This is a genomic window from Streptomyces sp. NPDC001480 (assembly GCF_042894725.1).
Taxonomy (GTDB): domain Bacteria; phylum Actinomycetota; class Actinomycetes; order Streptomycetales; family Streptomycetaceae; genus Streptomyces.
Map to the genome: position 1 here is coordinate 294367 of NZ_JBIAVX010000011.1, position 12048 is coordinate 306414.

Sequence of the window (12048 nt, forward strand, 5' to 3'; positions counted from 1 at the left end):
CGATCCGCCGGTCCACGGCCGCGGCCCCTCCCCGGAGGGCGCCGCGCCGGGACCGGCGTTTTTGGTCGCCCGCCAGCCATCACCCCGCAGTATCAGGAGCCCAAGATGTTCGAGGCCGTCGAGGAACTCGTCGCCGAGCACGCCGACCTGGAGAAGAAGCTCGCCGACCCGTCGGTCTTCGCCGACCAGGCGAACGCGCGCAAGCTCAACAAGCGCTACGCCGAGCTCACCCCGATCGTCGCCACGTACCGCTCCTGGAAGCAGACGGGCGACGACATCGACACCGCGCGCGAACTGGCCGCCGACGACCCGGACTTCGCGGCCGAGGTCAAGGAGCTGGAGAAGCAGCGCGAGGAACTCACCGAGAAGCTGCGCCTGCTGCTCGTCCCGCGCGACCCGAGTGACGACAAGGACGTCATCCTGGAGATCAAGGCGGGCGCCGGCGGCGACGAGTCCGCCCTGTTCGCCGGCGACCTGCTGCGCATGTACCTGCGCTACGCCGAGCGCGTCGGCTGGAAGACCGAGATCATCGACGCCACCGAGTCCGAGCTCGGCGGCTACAAGGACGTCCAGGTCGCGGTGAAGACCAAGGGCGGCCAGGGTGCCACCGAGCCCGGTCAGGGCGTGTGGGCCCGGCTGAAGTACGAGGGCGGCGTGCACCGCGTGCAGCGGGTGCCCGCGACCGAGTCCCAGGGCCGTATCCACACCTCCGCCGCCGGTGTCCTCGTCACCCCCGAGGCCGAGGAGGTGGACGTGGAGATCAACCCCAACGACCTCCGCATCGACGTCTACCGCTCCTCCGGACCGGGCGGCCAGTCCGTGAACACCACCGACTCCGCGGTGCGCATCACCCACCTCCCGACCGGGGTCGTCGCCTCCTGCCAGAACGAGAAGAGCCAGCTCCAGAACAAGGAGCAGGCACTGCGTATCCTGCGCTCCAGGCTGCTCGCCGCGGCGCAGGAGGAGGCGGAGAGGGAGGCCGCCGACGCCCGTCGCAGCCAGGTCCGCACCGTCGACCGCTCCGAGAAGATCCGCACGTACAACTTCCCGGAGAACCGCATCTCGGACCACCGTGTCGGTTTCAAGGCGTACAACCTGGACCAGGTCCTGGACGGCGACCTCGACGCGGTGATCCAGGCCTGCGTCGACGCGGACTCGGCGGCGAAACTCGCGGCCGCGTAAGGCACGTCACGCAGGTCACGACGCAGTTCACGCACGTGACGAAGTACTGAGCACCGGAGGACGAGCGTGCAGCAAGAATTTGGGGGGCGGCCCCCAAGCCCCCGCAGCGTGCTGCTCGCGGAGGTGGCGCAGGCCACCCAGCGGCTGGCCGACGCCGGCGTGCCCTCGCCGCGCAACGACGCGGAGGAACTCGCCGCGTTCGTGCACGGCGTGAAGAGGAGCCAGCTGCACTCGGTGAAGGACTCCGACTTCGACGCCCGCTACTGGGAGGTCATCGCCCGGCGCGAGCAGCGCGAGCCGCTCCAGCACATCACCGGGCGGGCCTACTTCCGGTACCTGGAACTCCAGGTCGGGCCGGGCGTGTTCGTGCCCCGGCCCGAGACCGAGTCCGTGGTCGGCTGGGCCATAGACGCGGTACGCGCCATGGACGTGGTCGAGCCGAGCATCGTCGACCTGTGCACCGGATCCGGTGCCATCGCGCTCGCCCTCGCCCAGGAGGTCCCGCGCTCCCGGGTGCACGCCGTGGAGCTGTCCGAGGAGGCCCTCCAGTGGACCCGCAAGAACATGGAGGGGTCCAGGGTCGACCTGCGCCAGGGCAACGCCCTGGACGCCTTCCACGACCTCGACGGCCAGGTCGACCTGGTGATCTCCAACCCGCCGTACATCCCGCTCACCGAATGGGAGTACGTCGCCCCCGAGGCCCGCGACTACGACCCCGAACTGGCGTTGTTCTCCGGGGAGGACGGCCTCGACCTCATCCGCGGTCTGGAACGCACCGCGCACCGGCTGCTGCGGCCCGGCGGCGTCGTCGTCATCGAGCACGCCGACACGCAGGGCGGACAGGTGCCGTGGATCTTCACCGAGGAGCGGGGCTGGGCCGACGCGGCCGACCACCCGGACCTCAACAACCGCCCCCGGTTCGCGACCGCGCGCAAGGCGCTGCCGTGACCGCCACGATCCATCCCCACCAGCAGTTCGTGTACTTCGTGTACGAGGAGGCCCGCTAGACATGGCACGGCGATACGACACCAATGACGCGACCGACCGCGCGACCGGTCTGCGCGAGGCCGCGTCCGCCGTCCGCCGGGGTGAACTCGTGGTGCTGCCCACCGACACCGTGTACGGCATCGGCGCCGACGCGTTCTCCTCGCAGGCGGTGGCCGACCTGCTCGACGCCAAGGGCCGGGGCCGCAACATGCCCACCCCTGTGCTGATCGGCTCCCCGAACACGCTTCACGGTCTCGTCACCGACTTCTCCGAGCTGGCCTGGGAGCTGGTCGACGCGTTCTGGCCGGGGGCCCTCACGCTGGTCGCCAGGCACCAGCCGTCGCTCCAGTGGGACCTGGGGGACACCCATGGCACGGTTGCCGTGCGCATGCCGCTGCACCCGGTCGCGATCGAGCTGCTGACGGACGTCGGCCCGATGGCCGTGTCCTCGGCCAACCTCACCGGGCACCCGGCGCCGGAGACCTGCGACGCCGCGCAGGAGATGCTGGGCGACTCCGTCTCCGTCTACCTCGACGGCGGCCCCACCCCCGGCAACGTGCCGTCGTCCATCGTCGACGTCACCGGCGAGGTGCCGCTGCTGCTTCGGGAGGGCGCGATCTCACCGGACGAGCTGCGGAAGGTCGTACCCGACCTCGAGGTGGCGAATTGACGGCCCCTGACGCGGGGCGTGGCATAGGCGGCGGTGGATACAACGCGGAAGAGACGACGACGTTCGGGTTTCCGCGCGACAGCTTCCGCATCCTCCACGTCAGCACCGGCAACGTGTGCCGCTCGCCGATCACCGAGCGGCTGACCCGCCATTTCGTGGCGGAGCGGCTCGGCGTACTGGGCGGCGGGCTGATCGTGGAGAGCGCGGGCACCTGGGGTCATGAGGGCGCGCCCATGGAGGCCAACGCGGAGGCGGTCCTCGCCGAGTTCGGCGCGGATGCCTCCGGCTTCGTCGGGCGCGAACTGCTGGACGAGCACGTGATCATGGCGGACCTGGTGCTGACCGCCACGCGGGACCACCGGGCGCAGGTGATCTCCATGGGGCACTCGGCCGGCCTGCGCACCTTCACCCTGAAGGAGTTCACCCGGCTGGTGCGGGCCATCGACCCGGCGACGCTGCCTGGGCTGGAGTACGGGCTGGTCGCGCGTGCGCGTGCGCTGGTCCGGGCGGCGGCCGCGCTACGGGGGTGGCTGCTGGCGCCTACCGCGGAGGCGGACGAGGTGTACGACCCGTACGGTGCGCCGCTGCCGTTCTTCCGCTCGATCGGCGACGAGATACACCAGGCGCTGGACCCGGTGGTGACGGCGCTGACCGGCGTCCCTGCGCGGATGTAGCCGGCCGCCTGAATTCGCCCCCGCCGCCCCTACCCATTCCCGTCCCCAGGGGCTCCGCCCCTTCAACCCCGCCAGGGGGCTGCCGCCCCCTGAACCCCTGCGGAGCTTTGCCCCTGTCCCCCGTCGGGGGCTGCCGCCCCCTGGACTTCTGCGGGGCTTTGCCCCTGTCCCCCGTCGGGGGCTGCCGCCCCCTGGACTTCTGCGGGGCTTTGCCCTGGGGCTCCGCCCCTGCACCCCGTCGGGGGCTGCCGCCCCTGGACCTCTGCGGGGCTTTGCCCCTGCATCTCCGGGCCCCTTGCGGGAACCGTCCCTTGACCCCCTGGGGGCTGGCGCCCCGGGACCCCGCGGGGCTTCGCCCCCCGCGCCCCGCCCACGCACCCCGCCCGGGGCTGGAGCCCCAGGAGCTTGCCCGGCGCCCCTGCCCGGGACTGTCGCCCTTGGGGGACTACCGAGCTCCGGCCCCGCCCCTCACCAGGCCCCCGTCGACAGCTGTCCACAGGGGCCTGGGCTCGGTGGCGGGCGGGGTGGGCGGGGTGGGCCTACATTGGGTCTACGTCACCGTCGATCGCCCGGAGGGTGTCATGTCGGTCGCTCATGCCCTTGAGGCCGATGTTCTGCGGCGGCAGGACCCGGAGGTGGCCGGGGTGCTGCTGGGTGAGGTGGAGCGGCAGTCGACGACGTTGCAGTTGATCGCGGCGGAGAACTTCACGTCACCGGCGGTGCTGGCCGCGCTCGGCTCGCCGTTGGCGAACAAGTACGCGGAGGGGTATCCGGGGGCCCGGCATCACGGGGGCTGCGAGATCGTCGATGTGGCGGAGCGGCTCGCGGTGGAGCGGGCGAAGGGGCTGTTCGGGGCCTCGCACGCCAACGTGCAGGCGCACTCGGGATCGTCGGCCGTGCTCGCCGCCTACGCCGCCCTGCTGCGGCCCGGCGACACCGTCCTCGCCCTCGGGCTGACCCACGGCGGCCACCTCACCCACGGCTCGCCCGCGAACTTCTCCGGCCGCTGGTTCGACTTCGTCGGGTACGGCGTGGACGCGGAGACCGGGCTCATCGACCACGACCAGGTGCGGGCGCTGGCCCGTGCGCACCGGCCCAAGGCGATCGTGTGCGGGTCGATCGCCTACCCGCGCCACATCGACTACGCCTTCTTCCGCGAGGTCGCCGACGAGGCAGGGGCGTACTTGATCGCCGATGCCGCGCATCCGATAGGGCTGGTCGCCGGACGGGCGGCGCCCAGTCCGGTGCCGTACGCCGACATCGTGTGCGCCACCACCCACAAGGTGCTGCGCGGTCCCCGCGGCGGGATGATCCTGTGCGGCGGCGAGTTGGCCGAGCGCGTCGACCGGGCTGTCTTTCCCTTCACTCAGGGCGGCGCGCAGATGCACACCATCGCCGCGAAGGCCGTGGCGTTCGGCGAGGCGGCGACGCCGGAGTTCAGCGCCTATGCCCATCAGGTGGTCGCCAACGCGCGCAGCCTCGCTGCCGGGCTCGCCGCCGAGGGCCTCGTCGTCACCACCGGCGGCACCGACACCCACCTGATCACCGCCGACCCGGCCCCGCTCGGCGTCGACGGGCGCGGCGCGCGGGGTCGGCTCGCCGCCGCCGGGATCGTCCTGGACTGCTGCGCGCTGCCGCACGGCGACGCCCGCGGCCTTCGCCTGGGCACCGCCGCGGTGACCACGCAGGGCATGGGGGAGCGGGAGATGGCGCGGATCGCGGAGCTGCTCGCCGGTGTGCTGCGCGGTGCGACACAGCTCACGGCGGCTCGGGACGAGGTGCGGGAACTGACCCGCGGATTCCCGCCGTATCCGGGCCGTATTCCCGCTGAGGGCGGGTAGCCGCACCGTCATAAGAGCCGACGTGCGCCCGAGCACACAGCCTTACGTGCAACCATCGTCGCTACCCGGCAGTCCCCACAGATATGCGTACGTCGCTAGGGTGTGGGGCTGAGATGGCCAGCGAGACCTGTGGGGAAGCCCGTGCGTGAATACCTGCTGACGCTCTGCATCACGGCCGCGGTGACGTATCTGCTGACAGGGCCGGTACGGAAGTTCGCGATCGTGGCCGGGGCGATGCCGGAGATCAGGGCCCGTGACGTGCACCGGGAACCCACTCCGCGGCTCGGCGGTATCGCCATGTTCTTCGGCCTGTGCGCGGGCCTGCTGGTCGCGGACCATCTCACGAACCTCAGTGAGGCGTTCACCAAGTCCAACGAACCGCGCGCCCTGCTCTCCGGGGCGGCCCTGATCTGGCTGATCGGTGTCCTGGACGACAAGTTCGAGATCGACGCCCTGATCAAGCTGGGCGGTCAGATGATCGCTGCCGGTGTGATGGTCATGCAGGGTCTGACGATCCTGTGGCTGCCCATCCCGAGCGTCGGCAACGTGGCGCTCACCCAGTGGCAGGGCACGCTGCTGACGGTGGCGCTGGTCGTCATCACGATCAATGCGGTCAACTTCGTCGACGGCCTCGACGGCCTGGCCGCCGGCATGGTGTGCATCGCCGCCGCCGCGTTCTTCCTGTACGCCTACCGGATCTGGTACTCGTACGGCATCGAGGCCGCCGCCCCGGGCACGCTGTTCTCGGCGATCCTGATGGGCATGTGCCTGGGCTTCCTGCCGCACAACATGCACCCGGCGCGGATCTTCATGGGCGACTCCGGCTCGATGCTGATCGGCCTGGTGCTGGCGGCGGGCGCGATCTCCATCACCGGGCAGGTCGACCCGGACGCGCTGAACCTGTACGCGGGCTCCGAGAAGGCGGCCGTGCACCAGACGGTGCCGGTCTACATCCCGTTGCTGCTGCCGCTGACGATCATCGCCGTGCCGGCCGCCGACCTGGTCCTGGCCATCGTGCGCCGTACCTGGCGCGGCCAGTCGCCGTTCGCCGCCGACCGCGGGCACCTGCACCACCGGCTGCTGGAGATCGGCCACTCGCACAGCCGGGCCGTGCTGATCATGTACTTCTGGTCGGCGCTGATCGGCTTCGGCGCGCTGGCCTACTCGGTGAACTCCGCGTCGATGTGGATCGTGCTCGGGGTGGTCTTCCTCAGCGCGATCGGCCTGGTGCTGCTCCTGCTGCCGCGGTTCACCCCGCGCACCCCGCGCTGGGCCGAGCACTTCGTGCCGCCGCGGTACCGGCGCCGGCGCGCGGCCGCGGCGTACGAGCAGCACGCGCAGGCCGTCGGACACGGCGAGGAGGAGGCCGCGGCGCATCCCGCTCCGGGCGCCTCCGCGGTGGCCCGGGTCAACGGATCGACGGCCGTCGGGGCCCGTTCGCGGTCCGGTGTCGGCGGCGGCTCAAGGTAAGAATCTGACTAGAGCATTGCCAAGTCGTGGGGGAGCAAAGCCCCCAAATACCAGACAAGACACCCCGGTTTCTGCACAGACGCGCACTGTCACTCTCATGTGTGACAGCAAGCACACCCTAGAGGTAAAGACCTCATCAAATAGTTTGTGATACGGTTCACGAGAACCCCGGACAGAGCCGAAGGACCGCGATGCGACGGTCCCTTGGCGTGAGGTCTCCAACCCTCGGACCGGGACTACGCTCGTCCATGACGACACCCTGCCCCCTGTGAAAGCGGAGTTGCCGCCATGCCGTCCAATGACGCCCGGATGCTTGCCCAGGCCGCCGTACCCACGGCCGCCGTCGGCGTGATCGCCGCCGTCGTGAGCGGCGTGGTCGCGGGCGGCAAGGGTGCGATCGGGGCGGCCGTGGCGACGGTGATCGTGATCCTCTTCATGGGAATCGGTCTCTACGTGCTCCAGCGCACCGCCAAATCGCTTCCGCATCTGTTCCAGGCCATGGGCCTCATGCTCTACGCCGCGCAGCTGCTGTTGCTCTTCGTCTTCGTGGCAGCGTTCAAGAACACGACGCTGTTCAACCCCAAGGCCTTCGCGCTCACTCTCGTCGCCGGCACCCTGACCTGGATCGCCGCGCAGACGCGTGCCCACATGAACGCCAAGATTCTCTATGTCGAGCCCGACTCGACCGCCTCTTCGAAGGGCGACAAGCCCGAGAAGTCAGGGCATTCGTCGTGAGAGGTAGGCCCGGGATAAAGGCACAAGAGAGATCCTGCTATCGTCCGGTGCCAACTGCGGCATCGCGGGCGCGGGCATCCGAGCTGACGCCTGCTCAATCGCGAGGCGAGATGCCCCACAGCCGCCCCCACATCCGTAACACCAGTCCCGTGCCGAACCGCGGCCGCACGCCGCGCCGACACAACGAGGTTGCCGTACCTATGCGCCACGCTGAAGGAGCCCGCGGTGAGTGCTGACCCGACGCAGACGCTCGCTTTCGACTCGAGCTGCCACCTGTTCGACGGGTGTGGTTTCGACAAGGTCGCACCGGGCCTGCACTCGTTCATGTTCGAGCCGCTCTTGGGCAACGCGGACGGCCACGGCTTCTACTTCAACAAGCCGATGCTGCTGGCCCTGCTGGGCTCCATCATCGTGGTGGGCTTCTTCTGGGCCGCCTTCGCCAAGCCCAAGGTCGTCCCGGGCAAGCTCCAGATGGTCGCCGAGGCCGGCTACGACTTCGTCCGCACCGGCATCGTCTACCAGACGCTGGGCAAGCGCGAGGGCGAGAAGTACGTCCCGCTGGCTGTCTCGCTCTTCTTCTTCGTGTGGATGATGAACCTCTGGTCGATCATCCCGGTCGCTTCTTTCCCGGTGACGGCGATCATCGCGTACCCGATCGTGCTCGCCGCGATCGTGTACATCACCTGGGTCGTGCTGACGTTCAAGCGTCAGGGCTTCGTCGGCTTCTTCAAGAACGTGACCGGCTACGACAAGGAGCTGGGCGCGGTACTGCCGCTGTCGATGACCATCGAGTTCTTCTCGAACCTGCTGGTCCGCCCGTTCACGCACGCCGTCCGACTGTTCGCGAACATGTTCGCCGGGCACACCCTGCTGGTGCTCTTCACCGTCGCCAGCTGGTACATGCTCAACGGCATCGGCATCGCCTACTCCGCCGTGTCGTTCTCGATGACCATTGTGATGACGCTGTTCGAGCTCTTCATCCAGGCCGTCCAGGCGTATGTGTTCGTGCTGCTGACCTGCACGTACATCCAGGGCGCGCTCGCCGAACACCACTGAGCGCCCCCGCTCTCGAACCCCCAGTCGTCCGGTGGCCAACCTCCACCGGTCCGTAAAGAGAAGGAAGAACTGGCATGTCCCAGACCCTCGCCGCTGTCTCCGGCAACCTCGGTTCCATCGGTTACGGCCTCGCCGCGATCGGCCCGGGCGTCGGCGTCGGCATCATCTTCGGTAACGGCACCCAGGCCCTCGCCCGCCAGCCCGAGGCGGCCGGTCTGATCCGCGCCAACCAGATCCTCGGCTTCGCGTTCTGTGAGGCGCTGGCCCTCATCGGCCTCGTCATGCCGTTCGTCTACTAAGACGGACGACAGCGACAGCCCCATTCGACGAAAGGCACTGATGTGAACCACGCACTGGTTCAGCTCGCGGCCGAGAAGGAGAACCCTCTCGTTCCGCCGTGGCCGGAGCTCGTCATCGGCCTGATCGCCTTCGTCATCGTCTTCGGCTTCCTCGCGAAGAAGCTCCTCCCGACCATCAACAAGGTCCTGGAAGAGCGTCGTGAGGCCATCGAGGGCGGTATCGAGAAGGCCGAGGCCGCGCAGACCGAGGCCCACAGCGTCCTCGAGCAGTACAAGGCCCAGCTCGCCGAGGCCCGGCACGAGGCCGCGCGCCTGCGCCAGGAGGCTCAGGAGCAGGGCGCCACGCTCATCGCCGAGATGCGCGCGGAAGGCCAGCGGCAGCGTGAGGAAATCATCACCGCCGGTCACGCGCAGATCGAGGCCGACCGCAAGGCCGCCGCGTCCGCGCTCCGCCAGGACGTCGGCAAGCTCGCCACCGAACTGGCCGGCAAGCTCGTCGGCGAGTCCCTCGAGGACCACGCCCGCCAGAGCCGTGTGATCGACCGCTTCCTCGACGAGCTCGAGGAGAAGGCCGAGGCCACGCGATGAACGGAGCGAGCCGCGAGGCACTGGCAGCCGCACGTGAGCGGCTCGACGCGCTGACGGACGCCACGTCCGTGGACGCGACGCAGCTCGCCGACGAGCTGGCGGCCGTCACCGCGCTGCTCGACCGCGAGGTGTCGCTGCGTCGGGTCCTCACCGATCCGGCGCAGCCCGGCGAGGCCAAGGCCACGCTCGTCCAGCGCCTGGTCGGCGGCCAGGTCAGCGGTGCCACCGCCGACCTGGTGTCCGGCATGGCGCGCTCCCGCTGGTCGCAGCCCCGCGACCTGGTGGACGCGCTGGAGGAGCTGGCGAACATCGCCGACCTCACCGCCGCGCAGCAGGCGGGCACGCTCGACGACGTCGAGGACGAGCTGTTCCGGTTCGGCCGGATCGTCTCCTCGAACACCGAGCTGCGCGCCGCGCTGACCGACCGCAAGGCCACCGTCTCCGCCAAGGTCGAGCTGCTGCACCGGCTGCTCGGCGGCCGGGCCAAGGTGGCCACCGAGCGTCTGGTGACGCGCCTTGTGACCGCGCCGCGGGGACGTAGCCTGGAGGCGGGACTCGAGTCCCTGTCCGGGCTCGCCGCCGAGCGGCGGGACCGGGCGGTCGCCGTCGTCACCTCGGCGGTGCCGCTGAGCGACACGCAGAAGCAGCGCCTGGGCGCCGCTCTCGCGAAGCTCTACGGCCGCCGCATGCACCTCAACCTGGACGTCGACCCCGAGGTCGTCGGCGGGATCCGGGTGCAGGTCGGTGACGAGGTCATCAACGGCTCCCTCGCGGACCGGCTCGAGGACGCCGCCCGCCGCATGGCGAGCTAGCCGCAACTCAACACGCAAGACGTACACGACGGCCCTGGTTGGGCCGTGCAGAGGATTCACCTCTTATTGGGGGGAGTCCCCCAACCCCCCAAGTGAAACTTCGGGCCCAACAAGGAGAGCAGGGAACCCAGATGGCGGAGCTCACGATCCGGCCGGAGGAGATCCGGGACGCGCTGGAGAACTTCGTCCAGTCGTACGAGCCGGACGCGGCCTCGCGCGAGGAGGTCGGTACGGTCACCCTTGCCGGCGACGGCATCGCGAAGGTCGAGGGTCTTCCCTCGGCCATGGCCAACGAACTGCTGAAGTTCGAGGACGGCACCCTCGGCCTCGCGCTGAACCTGGAAGAGCGCGAGATCGGCGCCATCGTCCTGGGCGAGTTCAGCGGCATCGAGGAGGGTCAGTCGGTGCAGCGCACCGGCGAGGTCCTCTCCGTCGCGGTCGGCGAGGGCTACCTCGGCCGCGTCGTCGACCCGCTCGGCAACCCGATCGACGGCCTCGGCGAGATCGAGACGACCGGCCGCCGTGCCCTGGAGCTCCAGGCTCCGGGCGTCATGGCCCGTAAGTCGGTGCACGAGCCGATGGAGACCGGCTACAAGGCCGTCGACGCGATGACCCCGATCGGCCGCGGCCAGCGCCAGCTGATCATCGGTGACCGCCAGACCGGCAAGACCGCCCTGGCCGTCGACACGATCATCAACCAGCGCGACAACTGGCGCTCGGGCGACCCGAAGAAGCAGGTCCGCTGCGTCTACGTCGCCATCGGCCAGAAGGGCTCGACCATCGCCTCCGTGCGTGGCGCCCTGGAAGAGGCCGGCGCGCTGGAGTACACGACCATCGTCGCCGCCCCGGCGTCCGACCCGGCCGGCTTCAAGTACCTGGCGCCGTACACCGGTTCGGCCATCGGCCAGCAGTGGATGTACGACGGCAAGCACGTCCTCATCATCTTCGACGACCTCTCGAAGCAGGCCGACGCCTACCGCGCCGTCTCCCTGCTGCTGCGCCGCCCGCCGGGCCGTGAGGCCTACCCGGGTGACGTCTTCTACCTGCACTCCCGTCTCCTGGAGCGCTGCGCCAAGCTCTCCGACGACATGGGTGCCGGCTCGATGACCGGTCTGCCGATCGTCGAGACCAAGGCCAACGACGTCTCGGCGTTCATCCCGACCAACGTCATCTCCATCACCGACGGCCAGTGCTTCCTGGAGTCGGACCTCTTCAACGCCGGTCAGCGCCCCGCGCTGAACGTCGGTATCTCCGTCTCCCGAGTCGGCGGTTCCGCCCAGCACAAGGCGATGCGGCAGGTCTCCGGCCGTCTCCGTCTGGACCTCGCCCAGTACCGTGAGCTGGAGGCGTTCGCCGCCTTCGGTTCCGACCTGGACGCCGCGTCGAAGTCGCAGCTGGAGCGCGGTCAGCGACTGGTCGAGCTGCTCAAGCAGGCTCAGTACCAGCCGATGCCGACCGAGGACCAGGTCGTCTCCGTGTGGGCCGGCACCACCGGCAAGATGGACGACGTCCCGGTCTCCGACATCCGCCGCTTCGAGAAGGAGCTGCTCGAGTACCTGCACCGCAAGGAGCAGGGCCTCATGACCTCCATCAAGGAGGGCGCCAAGATGTCGGACGACACCCTCACCGCTGTTGCCGACGCCATCGCCGACTTCAAGAAGCAGTTCGAGACCTCGGACGGCAAGCTTCTCGGCGAGGACACCCCGGCCGCGGCCAAGTGACGTAAGGAAGGGA

The 12048-nt window shown here is 69.7% G+C and carries 12 protein-coding genes; all 12 read left to right on the top strand.

What is annotated here, in order from left to right; genetic code table 11:
- The first annotated feature begins 105 nt into the window (after window positions 1–105).
- The 12 genes from prfA to atpA all read left to right on the top strand — a co-directional run bounded on the left by prfA (window position 106) and on the right by atpA (window position 12035).
- Window positions 106–1182: a peptide chain release factor 1 gene (gene prfA, locus ACFY01_RS27980; protein ID WP_390738489.1), complete on the top strand. Its 1077-nt coding sequence runs from the start codon at window positions 106–108 to the stop codon at window positions 1180–1182.
- A 108-nt stretch (window positions 1183–1290) separates the two neighbouring features.
- Window positions 1291–2130 (top strand): peptide chain release factor N(5)-glutamine methyltransferase, encoded by an 840-nt coding sequence (gene prmC / locus ACFY01_RS27985; protein WP_390738490.1) that lies wholly within the window; start codon window positions 1291–1293, stop codon window positions 2128–2130.
- A gap of 61 nt (window positions 2131–2191) precedes the next feature.
- Window positions 2192–2839, top strand: a complete 648-nt coding sequence (locus ACFY01_RS27990) for an L-threonylcarbamoyladenylate synthase (protein WP_390738491.1) — start codon at window positions 2192–2194, stop codon at window positions 2837–2839.
- On the top strand, window positions 2836–3513 hold the full coding sequence (locus tag ACFY01_RS27995; protein WP_390738492.1) for a protein-tyrosine-phosphatase: 678 nt from the start codon (window positions 2836–2838) through the stop codon (window positions 3511–3513). The genes ACFY01_RS27990 and ACFY01_RS27995 overlap by 4 nt, the downstream gene beginning before the upstream one ends.
- A gap of 581 nt (window positions 3514–4094) precedes the next feature.
- Entirely contained in the window at window positions 4095–5354 is a 1260-nt protein-coding gene (gene glyA, locus ACFY01_RS28000; protein WP_390738493.1) for a serine hydroxymethyltransferase, read from the top strand.
- Window positions 5355–5495: 141 nt separating this feature from the next.
- Window positions 5496–6824 carry an MraY family glycosyltransferase gene (locus tag ACFY01_RS28005; protein WP_390738494.1) on the top strand — a complete coding sequence of 443 codons (1329 nt, stop codon included), beginning with the start codon at window positions 5496–5498 and terminating at the stop codon, window positions 6822–6824.
- A 288-nt stretch (window positions 6825–7112) separates the two neighbouring features.
- Window positions 7113–7559 (top strand): hypothetical protein, encoded by a 447-nt coding sequence (locus ACFY01_RS28010; RefSeq protein ID WP_390738495.1) that lies wholly within the window; start codon window positions 7113–7115, stop codon window positions 7557–7559.
- 225 nt (window positions 7560–7784) lie between these two features.
- The gene (gene atpB / locus ACFY01_RS28015; protein WP_390738496.1) at window positions 7785–8615 is read left to right on the top strand and encodes a F0F1 ATP synthase subunit A; all 831 of its coding nucleotides are present in this window, start codon (window positions 7785–7787) and stop codon (window positions 8613–8615) included.
- 74 nt (window positions 8616–8689) lie between these two features.
- On the top strand, window positions 8690–8914 hold the full coding sequence (gene atpE / locus ACFY01_RS28020; protein WP_390738497.1) for an ATP synthase F0 subunit C: 225 nt from the start codon (window positions 8690–8692) through the stop codon (window positions 8912–8914).
- 42 nt (window positions 8915–8956) lie between these two features.
- Window positions 8957–9502: a F0F1 ATP synthase subunit B gene (locus ACFY01_RS28025; RefSeq protein ID WP_390738498.1), complete on the top strand. Its 546-nt coding sequence runs from the start codon at window positions 8957–8959 to the stop codon at window positions 9500–9502.
- Complete coding sequence (locus ACFY01_RS28030) at window positions 9499–10314, top strand: F0F1 ATP synthase subunit delta (protein WP_390738499.1); 816 nt, start codon at window positions 9499–9501, stop codon at window positions 10312–10314. The genes ACFY01_RS28025 and ACFY01_RS28030 overlap by 4 nt, the downstream gene beginning before the upstream one ends.
- A gap of 131 nt (window positions 10315–10445) precedes the next feature.
- Window positions 10446–12035 (top strand): F0F1 ATP synthase subunit alpha, encoded by a 1590-nt coding sequence (gene atpA / locus ACFY01_RS28035; protein ID WP_390738500.1) that lies wholly within the window; start codon window positions 10446–10448, stop codon window positions 12033–12035.
- Window positions 12036–12048: the final 13 nt, after the last annotated feature.